The 14,423-nt window shown below is 64.3% G+C and carries 16 protein-coding genes; all 16 read left to right on the top strand.

Annotated features, from left to right (window positions below):
* Positions 1-6: 6 nt before the first annotated feature.
* The 16 genes from B9Z48_RS05490 (at position 7) to B9Z48_RS05415 (ending at position 14,422) form a co-directional block, all read left to right on the top strand.
* Entirely contained in the window at positions 7-402 is a 396-nt protein-coding gene (locus B9Z48_RS05490) for a hypothetical protein (protein ID WP_108377411.1), read from the top strand.
* Positions 399-881, top strand: a complete 483-nt coding sequence (locus B9Z48_RS05485; protein ID WP_108377410.1) for a hypothetical protein — start codon at positions 399-401, stop codon at positions 879-881. The genes B9Z48_RS05490 and B9Z48_RS05485 overlap by 4 nt, the downstream gene beginning before the upstream one ends.
* A complete protein-coding gene (locus tag B9Z48_RS05480) occupies positions 862-1,986 on the top strand; it encodes a hypothetical protein (RefSeq protein ID WP_108377409.1) in 1,125 nt (374 codons plus the stop codon). Before B9Z48_RS05485 ends, B9Z48_RS05480 begins: the two co-directional genes overlap by 20 nt.
* 10 nt (positions 1,987-1,996) lie before the next feature.
* Positions 1,997-2,482: a phage virion morphogenesis protein gene (locus B9Z48_RS05475; RefSeq protein ID WP_108377408.1), complete on the top strand. Its 486-nt coding sequence runs from the start codon at positions 1,997-1,999 to the stop codon at positions 2,480-2,482.
* Positions 2,483-2,542: 60 nt separating this feature from the next.
* Positions 2,543-3,160, top strand: coding sequence for a phage baseplate assembly protein V (locus B9Z48_RS05470; protein WP_108377407.1), 618 nt, complete (start codon positions 2,543-2,545; stop codon positions 3,158-3,160).
* Positions 3,157-3,501, top strand: a complete 345-nt coding sequence (locus tag B9Z48_RS05465; RefSeq protein ID WP_108377406.1) for a GPW/gp25 family protein — start codon at positions 3,157-3,159, stop codon at positions 3,499-3,501. Before B9Z48_RS05470 ends, B9Z48_RS05465 begins: the two co-directional genes overlap by 4 nt.
* Positions 3,498-4,367: a baseplate J/gp47 family protein gene (locus tag B9Z48_RS05460; RefSeq protein WP_108377405.1), complete on the top strand. Its 870-nt coding sequence runs from the start codon at positions 3,498-3,500 to the stop codon at positions 4,365-4,367. Before B9Z48_RS05465 ends, B9Z48_RS05460 begins: the two co-directional genes overlap by 4 nt.
* Positions 4,364-6,316, top strand: coding sequence for a phage tail protein (locus B9Z48_RS05455; RefSeq protein WP_108377404.1), 1,953 nt, complete (start codon positions 4,364-4,366; stop codon positions 6,314-6,316). The genes B9Z48_RS05460 and B9Z48_RS05455 overlap by 4 nt, the downstream gene beginning before the upstream one ends.
* Before the next feature lie 66 nt (positions 6,317-6,382).
* Entirely contained in the window at positions 6,383-6,865 is a 483-nt protein-coding gene (locus B9Z48_RS05450; RefSeq protein ID WP_146186240.1) for a hypothetical protein, read from the top strand.
* Between the two features lie 22 nt (positions 6,866-6,887).
* Positions 6,888-10,058, top strand: coding sequence for a DUF4815 domain-containing protein (locus B9Z48_RS05445; protein WP_108377402.1), 3,171 nt, complete (start codon positions 6,888-6,890; stop codon positions 10,056-10,058).
* A gap of 18 nt (positions 10,059-10,076) precedes the next feature.
* Positions 10,077-10,868 carry a pyocin knob domain-containing protein gene (locus B9Z48_RS05440; protein WP_108377401.1) on the top strand — a complete coding sequence of 264 codons (792 nt, stop codon included), beginning with the start codon at positions 10,077-10,079 and terminating at the stop codon, positions 10,866-10,868.
* 20 nt (positions 10,869-10,888) lie between these two features.
* Positions 10,889-11,302, top strand: coding sequence for a hypothetical protein (locus B9Z48_RS05435; RefSeq protein WP_108377400.1), 414 nt, complete (start codon positions 10,889-10,891; stop codon positions 11,300-11,302).
* Between the two features lie 10 nt (positions 11,303-11,312).
* The gene (locus B9Z48_RS05430) at positions 11,313-11,843 is read left to right on the top strand and encodes a hypothetical protein (RefSeq protein WP_108377399.1); all 531 of its coding nucleotides are present in this window, start codon (positions 11,313-11,315) and stop codon (positions 11,841-11,843) included.
* A 12-nt stretch (positions 11,844-11,855) separates the two neighbouring features.
* Entirely contained in the window at positions 11,856-12,434 is a 579-nt protein-coding gene (locus B9Z48_RS05425) for a hypothetical protein (RefSeq protein ID WP_108377398.1), read from the top strand.
* Between the two features lie 19 nt (positions 12,435-12,453).
* Positions 12,454-13,188: a hypothetical protein gene (locus tag B9Z48_RS05420; protein ID WP_108377397.1), complete on the top strand. Its 735-nt coding sequence runs from the start codon at positions 12,454-12,456 to the stop codon at positions 13,186-13,188.
* A 34-nt stretch (positions 13,189-13,222) separates the two neighbouring features.
* Positions 13,223-14,422, top strand: coding sequence for a phage tail sheath protein (locus B9Z48_RS05415; protein ID WP_108377396.1), 1,200 nt, complete (start codon positions 13,223-13,225; stop codon positions 14,420-14,422).
* The last annotated feature ends 1 nt before the right edge of the window (position 14,423 follow it).

Genomic DNA, 14,423 nt, shown 5'->3' with positions numbered 1-14,423 from the left:
TACCCCATGAGCCTGAGCCCTGAAGACCTCAAAACCATCATCGCCGCCATGCCCCAAACACAGCCCGCCGTCGGCGCGATCAGCGTGCAGGGAATCAACAAATACTGGCCCCAAATCATCGGGGCCGTGGCCCTGGGCTGGTTTTTGGTCGGCCAGGGCAAAGAACAGCAAGCACTGGTCGGCCGCGTGCAGTCGATTGAGAAATCGGTCGAGTCGATTAACCAGGTCAAAGCTGAACAAGCACTCACCAGCGGTGAAGTGCGTGAACTCAAAATTGCCGTGGGCAGCATCAATGCGGCCATCAAAGACATGGGCGGCAAATTTGACGTGATGGCGGGTGACATGCGCGCCGTGTCGCAGCAAGTCAGCGCGATCAGCCAGTCGCTTCGGGGCCGCCAATGAAACGCGCTGCCGTGGGGTTGACGCTGATCACAGCGATGCTGCACGCCCACGCCATTGACTGGGTGTGCACCACATCGCAACAAACCCGCGTGGCCATTGCCCAGGCCGACTTGCCCGACGGTGCCACTGCTGCAGGGGCCGCAGTGGGCACCACAAGCAAACGTGCAGGCAAGCGCCGCGCCATTGAGCGCACCGACTTGATACAGGCCTACAGCGGCCAACCCGTCTTGCTGGGCAGCACATGGCTGTTGGCGGTGATGCTGCCCGCCAGCCACCCGGACAGCCGCGCCGCCTTTGCCGAACTGGGCCTGAGTGCCGAGGCCGCTGAGCGCATGGCATCGCCCAATAACCTGGTGGACCGTGGTATTCGTGTGGTCCAGACCCCCGAACAAATGCTCAACAAAGTGGGTGTCAACCCGCCTGCCGTGGGCTACGCGGGGTTTTTTGTGGGAGGCCGCGATGTTGCGCCCTGTTTTTAAATTTTGGGCCATGCGCCTGTTGGCCATCGCGACTGTGGGTGTGGTCATGGCCACCACCTTGACCGCCGTGGCCCGCGCCGACACCACCACCGCCGTGACCGTGGGGGCCGATTACTGGGGCTCACCCAGTGAGCCTGCGCGCTACCTGCCCGGCTACGCATCGCCCCGCTACCAGCCGCTCACACCCTGGGTGCGAGGCCAGCTGCAGCACCGCACCGACACCGACTTTGGCCCGCTCACCCTCACAGCAAGCGGCCGCACAGACCCCGAACACCAAGGCCGAATTGACCGGCTTGATGCCGACTTGCGAATGGGCCATGGTGGCGTGCGGGTGGGCGTGCTGCCCTACCGCCTGACATGGTGCCGTGCAGACGGTGGCCCGTGGCTGTCTGAGCCGGACGCCTTTTGCCGGTTTGCCGGGTTGAACGAGGTAGCCGAAGGCGCATTCGGTTTGCAGGCCTACCGCTCAGCACTCGCAGGCGGGTTTTTGATAGACGGCATGGCGGGCATCTACCGCCCGCTGATTGACGGACAAAACGACAAACTCGGGCCTTTCGTACCCGTAGGCCCCACAGTCAAGCACCAAGCCTACGGGGCCAGCGTCAACGCTGTGCACCTGGCCACGGGCATCGAAGCCCGCGCCGGGTGGCTGCGCACTGCCCAAGACCAAAACAGCGACACAGGCAGCTATCAACGGCGCATGCGCTACGACAGCTTTTATTTGGCAATGCAGGGCAACATCACCCAGCGACTGGACTTGCGCGCAAGCCTATCGGGATACGTGGGCGATCAGGCCAACCCTGCATTTCCATTCGCGTGGAACGGCAAAAGCAAGACGCTGGAGCTGATCTACAAACCCGACAGCACACAAAGCATGGCCGCAGGCCTGAGCCGCTACACCAACATCACCACCTACCCGGCACCGCCCAACGGCCAAGCCTTGCAAGTGGACAGCCTCAGCTTTGCCTGGCGCAAAGACTGGCCCATGGGCATCTACACCGTACTGCAAACGACTCGCAGCACAGACGACAGCACCACCCGCCGTGGCGTGCAAACCCAGCGCGCTGGCACCGCCTACGGCCTGCGCCTGGCCAAGACCTTTTGAGCCTGCCCACATGAGCGATCTGGACGCCCTGGCCAACTGGGTCACCCCCCTGTTGGCCCGCCTGAGCCCGGCCGCACAAAAGCAACTGGCCCGCAAAATTGCCACCGGCCTGCGCCAAGCCCAAGCCAAGCGCATGGCGGCGCAAAAAGACCCGGACGGCCAAGCCTGGCAGGCCCGCAAAAACACCCAGCGCCGCCCCGTGCGCGCCGGGCGCATCAAAGCCCAAGCGCACAACAGCCAAGGCCCAAGGCAAGGCCCCCTGTTTGCGAAATTGCGCCAAGCCAGCCACCTCAAAACAAGCGTGTCCGGAGGCAACGCCGAAGTCGGTTTCAACCGCACCGACAGCCGCATTGCCCGCATCCACCAATACGGCCTGGAAGGCCACGTCACCCCCCATGGTCCACGCCACATTTACGCCGTGCGCCGCCTCATTGGCATTGCCGACGACGACCGAAAAATGGTGGAAGATTTGCTGATTGAACACCTCAAAACCTAACCCTCTGGTATAGGACGCAAACCCTTTGCCCATGCGGGTTTGCACGGGCACCATGTGGGCATGGACACCCCCACCACACAAGAACAATCGCCGCTGGAGCTATCGCGCCAGTTGGCCAACGTGCTGCGTGTGGGCACCGTGGCCGAAGTGCGTGCCAAACCCACGGCCGCGTGCCGCGTCAAGTCCGGCGAATTGCTCACCCAGTGGCTGCCCTGGATCAGCACCCGTGCCGGTGGCAAGCGTGCCCGCACCTGGTGGGCACCGCGTGTGGGCGAGCAATGCGTGGTGTTGTCACCCGGCGGCGAAATGACCCAAGGCCTGGTGCTGCTGGGCCTGTACAGCGACGCCTTTGCACCCGGCAGCGACAAGCTCGAAGCCCTGCGTGTGGACCTGTCCGACAAAGAATATTTTGAGCACGACGGGCATGGCAGCGCCACCCTCAAGATCACCAAAAAGCTCACGATCGATGTGGGCGAAGCCGTTGATTTGAAAGTGGGCAACACCCGCATCAGCATGAGCACCGACCGCATCGTGCTCGAAGCCGGTGGTGGCCGTGCCGTGCTCAGTGCCGAAGGCCTGCGCGCCACGCCAGACAGCTTTGCCGACGGCATCAGCGGCAAAACCCATGTGCATGACAAAGTGACGGCAGGCCTGGGTAAGAGCGGGAAACCCCAATGAACCGCCACACCGGACAACGCCTGGGCCTGCGTGCCCACATTGCACAAAGCATGGCCGACATCTTGACCACGCCCCTGGGCAGTCGCGTGATGCGCCGGGACTATGGCAGCTTGGTGCCCGAGCTGCTGGACCACCCCAACAACGAACTGACCCGCCTGCGCGTGTATTCGGCCGCTGCCAGTGCGCTGGCCAAGTGGGAGCCACGGGTGCACGTATCGGCCATGAGCCTGTTGCACGGCGAAGCGCCCGGGCAATGCGTGTTGCAAGTGCGCGGCACCCTCACGGTGGCTGACGGTGGTGCACTCGACCTGAGCGTGCCCATGACCGGAGCCCTGGCATGACCGAGCCCACCGCCTTGGGCACAACCCTGCCCACCACCTTGCCCGCACCCCTGGTGCTGGAGCCTCTGGACTTTGAGCACATTTACACCGCCGTGCGCGCCGACCTGCTGGCCCGTGCCCCCGAACTGCAAGGCGTGCTCACGCTTGAAAGCGAGCCGCTGACCAAGCTGCTGCAAGCCTTTGCTTACCGAGAGCTGCTGTACCGTGCCCGCCTGAATGACGCCATGCGCTCATTTCTGTTGGCCTACGCCAGTGGCAGCGACCTGGACCACAAAGGCCAGTTTTACGGGTGCCCCCGCATGACGGGCGAAGGCGACGACCGCTACCGTGTGCGCATTGGCCTGCGAATCCGTGCCCTGGCAGGCAACGGCACCAAAGAAGCCTATGAAGAAATGGCCATGGCCACCAGCCTGGACATTCGCGACGCGGTGGCCGTGCAAGTGCGGCCGGGCTATGTGCAGATCTTGATCTGGCCCCAGCCCCACGCCGCCGACCCCGAAGCCCTGCGCACCGCAGTGGCTGAGCAAGTGAACAGCCCACGCGGCCGCCCCTTGGGTGTGTCCGTGAGTGTGCAGTTGGCCAAGCCCCGGCCGATTGACGTGCACGCGCACATTTGGCGCACGGCCGCAGCCCCGCTTGACTTGGCCCAACGCCTCACCACCCGGCTGCAAACCGCGCTGTCCGGACATGCCAAATTGGGGGGCAACGTGGCCCGCAGCTGGATCACCGCCCAACTGCACACCGACGGCGTGGCCGCTGTGCGCTTTGTGGGCGACACCGAACCGGCCGAAAGCACACCCCTGGCATCGAACGAATTTCCGGTACCGGGCGTGGTGCGCTTGATTGACAAAGGCGTGCAAGCATGACCGCCCCCGTCATGGACCGCCGCCCCACCCGCACCAGCTTGCTGCCATCGGGCAGCTCAGCGCTGGAAAAGCTGATTGATGAGCAATGCCCCCAGTGGGACAGCCTGCTGAGCCAAGTGCAAGCCGACAGCGCCCACACCGGCAACCACCCCAGCCACAAACCATGGCTTGCCGCTGAATGGGGCCTGAGCCCCTTTGCCGACCAATTTGCAGACATTGACGCCCTGCTTGAAGCCGGTGTGCCCTGGCTGCGGGAGCGCGGCAGCGCCGCCGCTGTGCGCCGCGTGCTGGGCTGGCTGGGCTACACCACCAACGTGGTGCTCGAAGAAGAAGGCCCCTACCTGCACATTGACCTGGGCCGCGTGGCCAGCGCCGAAGAGCTGGAAGTGGTGGCCCGTTTGGTGCGCCACAGCATCCCGCTGCATGTGCACTTTTACCGCGTGTACCACGGCTGGGACCTGCGCGCCCTGCGCCTGGACGGTGGACAGCCGCTGGACCAAGCCATGCTGGACACCGACAGCGGCGCCTGGGTGAACACCAGCACCGGCGCGCTGAAAGTCAGCTTTGTCAGCTGGCACCGCCGCCTGCTGCCCAAGCAACCCGAAGGCGCTGTGGACTGGACGCACGCCGCCTGGCGATCAGACCGCCTGCCCCACCGCGCTGCAGGCACCCTGCGTTGGGCCACCGGCGGTGGCTGGGGCCTGAGCACCTGGGCACCGGGCATGGACGGCAACGGCCTGCAGCTGCACGGCAACCAAACCCCCATGGCCACCCTGACGGCCACGCCCTCTGAAGCGCAAGCCCTGTACAGCACCACCTTGCTGCGCGAGCTGCCCGCCCTGGCCCAAAGCACCTGCAACGCGCACAGCCAAGGCCTGCCCGAGCGAGCCCCCCAGCCCGGCTGGGACGACGACAAAAGCTGGCTGGGCCACTGGCTGACCGGTGCCGACAGCGCCCGCAGCGAAACACAAGACAGCACCCTGGCCCTGGCCGACACGCAAGCCCTGCGCGACACCCAAGCCCAAGGCGAAGCGCAAAGCACCATCGCCCTGCCGCTGGGCACCAGCACCACCGCCAGCCCCGCCACCCAACAAAGCCAAGGCGACACCACCACCGCGCTGCGCACGGGCGATGCCCTTGAGCCCAACAGCACACTGGCCCTGCAAAGCGGCGATGGCACCGCCGCCGCCGTGCCCCCCTTGCCCACAAGCCAAGCGCAAAGCACCAGCGCCCTGCCGCTGGGCACCAGCACCACCGCCAGCACCGCCACCCAGCAAAGCCAAGGCGATACCACCACGGCACTGCGCACGGGCGATGCCCTTGAGCCCAACAGCACACAAGCCCTGCAAAGCGGCGATGGCACCGCCGCCGCCGTGCCCCCCTTGCCCACCGGCATGGCCCAAAGCACCAGCGCCCTGCCGCTGGGCACCAGCACCACGGCCAGCCCCGTCACCCAGCAAAGCCTGGGTGACACCAGCACCGCGCTGCGCACGGGCGACGCCCTTGAGCCCAACAGCACACTGACCCTGCAAAGCGGTACCGCCAACACTGCCGCCGTGGCCCCCCTGCCCACAAGCCAAGCGCAAAGCACCAGCGCCCTGCCACTGAGCACCAGCACCACGGCCAGCCCCGCCACCCAGCAAAGCCTGGGCGACACCAGCGCCCTGACACCCCGCGCAGACGCCTTGCAAGCGGCCACAACACAAGCCCTGCAAAGCAGCGCTACACCTGCAGCCCCCATGGCGGTCACAACATCCAGCGCCTGGGCGCAATGGGGCAGCGTGTGCGCCAGCTGGGTGCGCACGCTGGGCAGCAGCGACCACGCCCACACCCGCCAAACGCTTTGGCCCGAGCGCTTTACCCCGCTGGGCTGGTCCAGCAAGACCTGGTCAAACACCGAACGATGGGGCCTGCCACTGGACCGCCGGGCCAGCACCTTGACGGCCTGAGCGCCCTGAACACGCAGATCCACCCCTTCAGCAAAACACACCCACCTCACCGAAAGGCACCCCACCATGTCATCTTTACAACGCGCCGGCCGAATCTTGTTGGCCAAAGAATTTGCAAGCCTGCCCATCTTTTTGGCCTGGGGCGAAGGCTCTGCCGCATGGGACGCCACGCCCCCCGTTGAGCCCACCACCGCCACCGCTTTGTTGGCCGAGCTGGGCCGACGCAAAGCACAAACCGTGTCGTATGCCGTTGCATCCGCCACTGGCACCGTCGAACTGTCCTCGGGCAAATACAACCTGAGCGCGACCCCCACCGATTTGGTCTATCTCAAATTTGTTTTTGACTTTGGCGATGCCGTGGGCAAAAGCATTCGAGAGCTGGGCATCTTGGCAGGCACCACGCTCAAGACCACCGTGCCCGCCACCCAAACCTATTACGCCCCGGGTGATTTGCTGACCCCGGGCGACCTGTACGCCGTCGAATACGTCAAGGCCTTCCCCCGCGTGAACACCGTGCGCCAGGTGTTTGAGTACGTGCTGCCCTTCTAATTTCACGCCAGACCCTTGCCCCATGATTGACGAGACCTACAACCCGCACGACCCCGCCAAGGGGTATGACCGGCTGCTGTTCCGGCCCGACCGCATCTTGCAGTCGGCCGAATTGAACGAAATGCAGTCCATCATCGGGCAGCGCCTGCGTGCCGTGGCCGACCGCATTTTCAAAGAAGGCGACCTGGTGGCCGGGGCCAGCTGCACCGTCAACGCCAGCACCGGTACCGCTGCCTGCCAAGCCGGTCAGGTCTACATTGCCGGGGCCGTGCGCCATGTGCCAGCGGCTGACCTGCAGATCTCTGTCACCGGGCTGGTGACCATTGGGGTGTGGCTCACCACCGAGCGCATCACCGCCGACGAAGACCCCGCTTTGCTCAACCCCGCTTTGGGCATGCACGGCTACGCCATGCCCGGTGCCGACCGTGAGCGCGTGCGTGTGGTGTGGGGCCAGTCCAACAAACAAGAAGGCAATTTTTACCCGTTGTTTGTCATCGAAGACGGGCAGCTGCGCCCCCGCGAAGCGCCGCCGTTCATCGACTCCATTAGCCGAGCCATTGAGCGCTACGACCAAGACAGCGTGGGCGGCCATTACATCGTGCGCGGCATGCACGTGGTGCAAAGCCCCGACACACCCGACGGCGACCAGGTCTACACCATTGGTGAAGGTGCGGTGCGCATTGCAGGCCGATCGCTCGAAATGCCATCGAGCCGCCGCATGGTCTACAAAGCCAAGCCCGATTTGCTGACTGTGGACAGCGAGCCGCACACCAGCACCGGTGTGGCCGCGCAAGTCATCAACTTTGACCGCTGGCCCATGCTGGGCACGCCCACCGCACGCATCACCGTGCGCAGCGAAAAGACTGTGACCCACGGCAGCTTTGAGGGCACGGCCGACCCCCTGCCCGACGGCAGCGTCATCAAGATTGAAAAAATCACCCAAGGTGCCACCACCTTTGCGCCCACGGCTGACTTCAAGCTCACCGCCGGGCGGGTGGACTGGTCACCCGGCGGGGCCGAACCCGCACCGGGCAGCACCTATGTGGTGACCTACCAGCACATCATCACCGCCACGCTGAGCAACGTGAGCAGCCGCAGCTGCACCCTGAGCGGCGCGCTGGAAGGCACACAGATTTTGCTGAGCTACACCGCCGCCCTGCGCCGGTGGGACCGATTGGTTATGAGTGCCGACGGCCGCTTTGACTGGATTGCAGGCGTGAGCGCCGAATGGTCACCCCAGCCCCCCCGCGTGCCCCAAGGATCACTGAGCCTGGCCACCGTGTACCAAAGCTGGGACGCCGACCGCCGCCTGGTGCCCGACGGCGTGCGCATGGTGGACATGCAGACCCTGAGCGACTACGCCAACCGCTTGGACACCCTGCGTGTGGACCAAGCCGAAATGCGCCTGGCACTGGACATGGCAGGCCGCCACACCGGCATTAAAAAAGGCCTGTTTGCCGACCCGTTCTTGAACAATGACATGCGCGATGCGGGCCAGCCCCAAACCGCCGCCGTCATGCACGGCGCGCTGCAACTGCCCGTGGCTGTGACCGTGACGCAAGTGGGCGCGTTGACACAGCGGCAATACATTCCGCACACCCATGTCACCGTGTTGGGGCAGTGGTCCAACACCGGCAGCATGTTGATCAACCCCTACAGCACTTTTGACAAGCTACCCGTGGACATGACGCTGAGCCCCGCCGTGGACCGCTGGAGCGAAGTGACCACCCAATGGGCCAGCCCGCTGTCGCAAAGCTTTTTTGAAGGATCTGGCAACAGCGCCCGCGAAACGAGCCGCAGCACAAGCACTATGACGCTGAAAGAAACCGCCACCGCGCTGGCCTTTTTGCGCGAAATTGACGTGCAAATTGACTGCGCCTTTGGCCCGGGCGAAGCCGTCACCCGGCTGAGCTTTGACGACATCACCCTCACGCCCACACTGCTTGACGGCAAAACCCCCGCCGTGGCCGACGCCAACGGGCGGCTGCAAGCCAAATTCAAAATCCCCCCCCGCGTGCCTGCAGGCACCAAGACCGTGGCCATTGCGGGCAGTGGGGGCAGCAGCGCCAGTGCCCTGTTTGTGGGCCAGGGCACCGCCGTGGCACGCGAAGCGCAGCAAGTGACCAAAGTTTGGTACCAGCGCGTTGACCCCCTGGCCCAAACCCTGACGCTGTCGGTGGCCACCCAAGTGGCCGGGGTGGACGTGTGGTTTGCCGAACGCAATGGTGCCAAAGGTGCCAACGTGCTGGTTCAGCTGCGCGAGACCGACCACGGCTACCCCAGCCCCCGCATCTTGTCTGAGACCCGCGTGCTGACCGTGGACATGGCCCCCGCTGGCCAAGCCACCCGCGTGACATGGCCGCCCGTGCTGTTGGACGCCAACACCGAATACGCCCTGGTGCTGCTGTGCGACGACGCGATCACCGCTGCCAGCATTGCCGAACTGGGCAAGTGGGACAAAAGCACCGGCCGCTGGGTGACCAGCCAGCCCTACACCGTGGGCGTGCTGCTCAGCAGCAGCAACGCGGCTACCTGGACGCCCCACCAAGGGGCCGACCTGACCTTTGGCCTTTTGGGCGTGAACTACAAAAACCCCGAGCACCTGATTGACCTGGGCACCGTGCCCGTGGTGGACGCCAGCGACTTGATGATCAGCGCCCATGTGCACCAACCCACCGCCACCGCCACCGGCGACTTTGTGCTGACGCTGGACGACAAGACCCGCTACACCGCCGCCGCCGGCCAAGTGCTGCGCCTGCCCCAGCGCTACAGCGGCAAAGTCAATGTGCAAGCCCGCCTGCGCGGCAGTGCCAGCCTGGGCGCTGTGCTAGAGCCCAGCGTGCAGCTTGTGGCAGGCAGCTTGCAAACCAGCGGCGACTACATCACCCCCCTGATCACCGCCGGGGGCAGCTGCAAAGTGCGCATCATTTTGGAAGCCAACCTGCCCGACGGCAGCGGCTGCAGCGTGCAAGTGCAAGCCGTGACCGGCACCAACACTGGCAACGGCCAAGGCACTGCAGGCGCCTGGGTCAGCGTGCCCTACACCAGCCAAAGCCCCCACCAAGTGGGCGTGCTGGAGCTGACTTACGAGCTGGCCAGCATCGACGCCGACCGCCTGCGCGTGCGCCTGAGCCTGAGCGGCACCCACACCCAACGCCCCACCGTGCACAACCTGCGCGTGGTGATCCTGTAACCCCCAAGGACACGACACATGGTCGATGACAAAACCCCCCACCTGCAAATGCCCTTGCCCCACCCCAGCAACTTGCTGGGTGAAGACGTGCTGCGCCTGGCACAAGCCCTGACCCTGGCCGACGCGGCCATCAAGGCATTGCAAACGGCCATGGCCACCGCGCAAAACACCTTGGGCACCCACGGCCACGCCGCCGCCACCGCTGCCGCCGCTGGCTTCATGGCCGCCGCCGACAAAGCCAAGCTGGACGGCATTGCAGCCCAGGCCAACGCCTATTCGCACCCGGCTGAGCACCCCCCATCGATCATCAAGCAAGACGCTGGCAACCGCTTCATGACCGACCTTGAGCGGCAAAAGTTGGCGGGCATTGAAGCCAGTGCCAACGCTTATGCGCACCCAGCTGAGCACCCCCCATCGATCATCAAGCAAGACACCAACAACCGCTTGGTGAGCGACGCTGAAAAGCAGGCCTGGAGCAACAAGATGGCCGTGGGCTTGTGGGGCCATGCCGGGCCGTGCGTGAGCGTGACCGACTTCAACGTCACGCCCGACGCCAACGCCTTTTTGATGGCATCAGCCGCCACTGGCGCACCCAATGCCACGGGCTGGTGGCTGGTGCAGCAGATGGTGCACAACAACCGCTGGAAGACCCAAATTGCCTACGGCTTTGCGGGCAATGACGGACAGATCGTGATGCGGCAAATGTTCGATACCGCTTGGGGTGCTTGGTCTGCAAATTTGGTTGTGAGCGACGCTGAAAAAGCCGCTTGGAATTCGGGCGGTGGCGGCGAAGCCTTCAGCGCGTTTTGATTTTTTGAAAAGGAATTTTTATGGCAAAGCAGGTCAAAGTTTTTGACGTAACCATTGGTGCTACGGCCACCACGGTTTACACGGTACCGGCAGGGCGGGTGGCGAAGGTGATTTTGGAGCGGTATTCAATCAACGCATCGGTCAATTCTTACAGCGCTGTAGTTACGAGAGGTGCTTTTGGGATCGGTTCGACTTCAATGCCAACTGGGCAATTTTCTGGCACGGACCAGACTGCCGCACCTGTTGCAAGCACAGCAGATGCTTTGGCAGGGAACTTTTTCGGCATTAAAAGTACTGGCGCTGGTTATGGTGGCGTTACATATTCTGAACTTTATACCCGTGGTTTCGTCAACCGCATTTCATACCTTCCGGCTGGCGCAACGATCGTGATGACATCGGCATCCGCCCGCTTTTGCGTCATCGAAGAATTCTGAGGAGCCCGCCATGCAAAAAATTTACATCGGCGTGGTAGACGGCAAAGTCGTTTTGATCCAAGGCATCTACGACAGCGACTTCGAAGCGCACCAGCTGGCCAACCCCACCATCACCTTCGTGGAAAACACTTTCGGTCTGTCCGAGTTGGACGGCTACCTGTACGACGCCAAGAAAAAGACGGTCAAGCGCGACCCGGACTGGACACCACCCGCACCACCACCCGAGCCCGTGCCCGTGCCCCCCAGCCGTCTCATTGCGGCCGGTGCGCTGTACCTGCGATTCACTTTCGCTGAGCGTGCCGCCATCTTGCTTGCAGGCACCGTCAACCCCGCCGCTGACGCCAAGACCCAGCAGCTGCAAGCCCAAGTGGCCACGCTGCGTGCTGACCTTTTGAGCAGCCGCACCATTGACCTGGACGGCGCTGGCCTGGCCACAGGCCTGGGCATGCTGGCCAGCCTGAAGGTGCTGGATGCGGACTGGAAAGACCGGGTGCAGTTGGCCCCCATCACCGATACCGAGCGTCAGTTCGGGCAGTCATAAGGCCATGCCACCATGACCCCCCAACACTACATGACCTATGACGCCCTGCGTGACGCCGTGCAAAACGGCGACACCGTGGCCGTGCATGCCCGTGGCGTTTATGGCGCTGCACTGCGCATGGGGGCCATGGGGCCTCATGGCCATGTGGGCTTGGTGCGCCGGGTGTTGATAGACGGCATCGAGCGGGTGTTTGTGGTCGAAGAAAACCCCGGCGGTGGCCGCTACACGCCCTTGCGCCACTACCAACACAGCCAGCTCGACATTTACTCAGCCCCTGAGCGGGTGGATGGCCATGCCGCCAGCGCGCACGCGGTGCACATGCTTGACGGCCTGGCCGATTACGACTTCAAAGACATCCGGCGTTTGGCCCGCTGGGGCTTGGTGCGCTTGGCCGCCCGGCTGTTTGATGACCCCATGCCCGAGCCGCACGAGACCGAGGTGACCGAGGGCCAAGGCGGCGTGATTTGCAGCGCCTTGGTCACCGCTGCCTACAAGCGGTCAGGCTGGGTGCCCCCCGGCCCGTGCGGCTGGCCAAGTGCTTTGACCCAGCACCTGGGCACGCCCCGAATCACTTACCAACCCACCCACTGACCCCACAGGAGACAACGCCATGCAGACCCACCGCCGCATTTTTTCGCGCCTGGCCATGACCGGCTTGGCCGCCGCCAGCTTGGCCCTGAGCGGCTGCGCCACGCAAGACTATCAGCACTACGCCCAAGCCCAAATGGCCATGGCCCAAGCAAAAAGCACCGCCGACCAAGCGCGCTACACCGCACTGGCCCGCATTGCCGAAAGCGGTGACAGCGTGGCCCGTGTGGCCGCCGTGATGTCGCTGGCAGGCTTGGGTGATGGCGCACGCCAAGCCCCCAGCACCGTGGCCGCACCCACCGCACCCGGCAGCACGGCGCTGCAGTGGGCCAGCGTGCTGGTGCCAGGGCTCACGCAGGCCTACATGATCAGCAGCAACGTCAAATTAGGCATGCGGCAAAGCGATAACGCCACGGCCTTGGGTTTGGGCCAAAGCCGCGACCAAGCTGCCACCAGCGCCGCCACGTTTGGGGCCATCACCCACATCGCGGGGCAGATCCAGGCGCCTGCGCCCAACATGGTGCTCAGCGGCACCGGCGTGCTGGGGTCCGGCTCTTACAGCATTGGGGCCAACAGTGGCGCAGCCAGCGGCAACAGCGGCCGCATTGCTGGCGAGTCCATCTATGACTTGACCCACACCCCCACCGTGGTCACGCAGCCCGCCCCGGTCATCGTGCCCCAGCCTGCACCACTCATCGTGCGCCCTGAGATCGTGCGGCCCGAGATCGTTCGCCCCGAAGTCACCACCACCCCCTGATCACCCCACCCCCATCATTTAAGGAGCTTCCAACATGGGATCCACAGCCAACTACCACCACGGCGTTCGAGTCGCCGAAATCAGCGACGGCATCCGGTCTATCCAGGTCGTGTCCACCGCCATCATCGGCATCGTGTGCACCGGCTCTGACGCCGACGCCAACATGTTCCCCCTCGACCGCCCCGTGCTGGTCACCAAGATCGACAAAGCCATCGACAAAGCGGGCACCAAAGGCACGCTGCGCACCACGCTGCAAGGCATCAGCGAGCAGTCCAAACCCATTGTGGTGGTGGTGCGCGTGGCCGACGGCGTGGGGGCCAAGCCCGAAGACAAGCTGGCCGACCAAAACGCCAAAGTCATTGGCACCGTGACCAACGGCCAATACACCGGCATGCAAGCCTTGCTGGCCGCACAGGTGCAGCTCAAAGTCAAGCCCCGCATTTTGGGTGTGCCCGGCCTGGACACGCCCGAGGTGACCGCCGCGCTGGCCGCCATTGCGCCCAAGCTGCGCGCCTTTGCCTACGCCAGCGCCTGGGGCTGCAACGACGTGAGCAGCGCCCTGGCTTACCGCGACAAATTTGGAGCGCGTGAACTCATGATCATCTGGCCCGACTTCAAGGGCTACGACGTCAACACCCAAACCACCACCGCCGTGCCTGCCGTGGCCTACGCCCTGGGCTTGCGCGCTGGCATTGACCAAACCCAAGGCTGGCACAAGACGCTGAGCAACGTTCCCGTGGCTGGTGTGGTGGGCTTGACGAAGGATGTGTATTGGGACCTGCAAAACCCCGAGACCGACGCGGGCCTACTCAACGGCAGCCAAGTCACCACGCTGATTGAAAAGCAGGGCTACCGCTTTTGGGGCAGTCGCACCTGCAGCGCCGACCCGCTGTTTGCGTTTGAGAGCGCCGTGCGCACCGCCCAAGTGTTGGCCGACACCATGGCCGAAGGGCACTTTTGGGCGGTGGACAAACCGCTGCACCCCACGCTGGTGCGCGACATCATTGAAGGCATCAACGCCAAGTTTCGCGAGCTCAAAGCAGGCGGCTACATCCTCGACGGCAAGTGCTGGTACGACGAAAGCGTGAACGAAACCGCCACGCTGAAGGCGGGCAAGTTGACGCTGGACTACGACTACACGCCCATCCCGCCTTTGGAAAACATGGTGCTTCAGCAACGCATCACCGACCGCTACTTTGCAGACTTTGCGCTGCGCGTGGCGGTAGGCCAGTAAG

The sequence above is a fragment of the Limnohabitans sp. WS1 genome (assembly GCF_003063265.1).
Taxonomy (GTDB): Bacteria; Pseudomonadota; Gammaproteobacteria; order Burkholderiales; family Burkholderiaceae_C; genus Limnohabitans_A.
Note: the sequence above shows the minus strand (reverse complement) of the source record. Positions and strands in the feature narration are given on the sequence as shown.

Coding starts and splice junctions, on each gene's coding strand:
- B9Z48_RS05490 (WP_108377411.1), top strand. CDS start 7: ATGAGCCTGAGCCCTGAAGACCTCAAAACCATCATCGCCGCCATGCCC.
- B9Z48_RS05485 (WP_108377410.1), top strand. CDS start 399: ATGAAACGCGCTGCCGTGGGGTTGACGCTGATCACAGCGATGCTGCAC.
- B9Z48_RS05480 (WP_108377409.1), top strand. CDS start 862: ATGTTGCGCCCTGTTTTTAAATTTTGGGCCATGCGCCTGTTGGCCATC.
- B9Z48_RS05475 (WP_108377408.1), top strand. CDS start 1,997: ATGAGCGATCTGGACGCCCTGGCCAACTGGGTCACCCCCCTGTTGGCC.
- B9Z48_RS05470 (WP_108377407.1), top strand. CDS start 2,543: ATGGACACCCCCACCACACAAGAACAATCGCCGCTGGAGCTATCGCGC.
- B9Z48_RS05465 (WP_108377406.1), top strand. CDS start 3,157: ATGAACCGCCACACCGGACAACGCCTGGGCCTGCGTGCCCACATTGCA.
- B9Z48_RS05460 (WP_108377405.1), top strand. CDS start 3,498: ATGACCGAGCCCACCGCCTTGGGCACAACCCTGCCCACCACCTTGCCC.
- B9Z48_RS05455 (WP_108377404.1), top strand. CDS start 4,364: ATGACCGCCCCCGTCATGGACCGCCGCCCCACCCGCACCAGCTTGCTG.
- B9Z48_RS05450 (WP_146186240.1), top strand. CDS start 6,383: ATGTCATCTTTACAACGCGCCGGCCGAATCTTGTTGGCCAAAGAATTT.
- B9Z48_RS05445 (WP_108377402.1), top strand. CDS start 6,888: ATGATTGACGAGACCTACAACCCGCACGACCCCGCCAAGGGGTATGAC.
- B9Z48_RS05440 (WP_108377401.1), top strand. CDS start 10,077: ATGGTCGATGACAAAACCCCCCACCTGCAAATGCCCTTGCCCCACCCC.
- B9Z48_RS05435 (WP_108377400.1), top strand. CDS start 10,889: ATGGCAAAGCAGGTCAAAGTTTTTGACGTAACCATTGGTGCTACGGCC.
- B9Z48_RS05430 (WP_108377399.1), top strand. CDS start 11,313: ATGCAAAAAATTTACATCGGCGTGGTAGACGGCAAAGTCGTTTTGATC.
- B9Z48_RS05425 (WP_108377398.1), top strand. CDS start 11,856: ATGACCCCCCAACACTACATGACCTATGACGCCCTGCGTGACGCCGTG.
- B9Z48_RS05420 (WP_108377397.1), top strand. CDS start 12,454: ATGCAGACCCACCGCCGCATTTTTTCGCGCCTGGCCATGACCGGCTTG.
- B9Z48_RS05415 (WP_108377396.1), top strand. CDS start 13,223: ATGGGATCCACAGCCAACTACCACCACGGCGTTCGAGTCGCCGAAATC.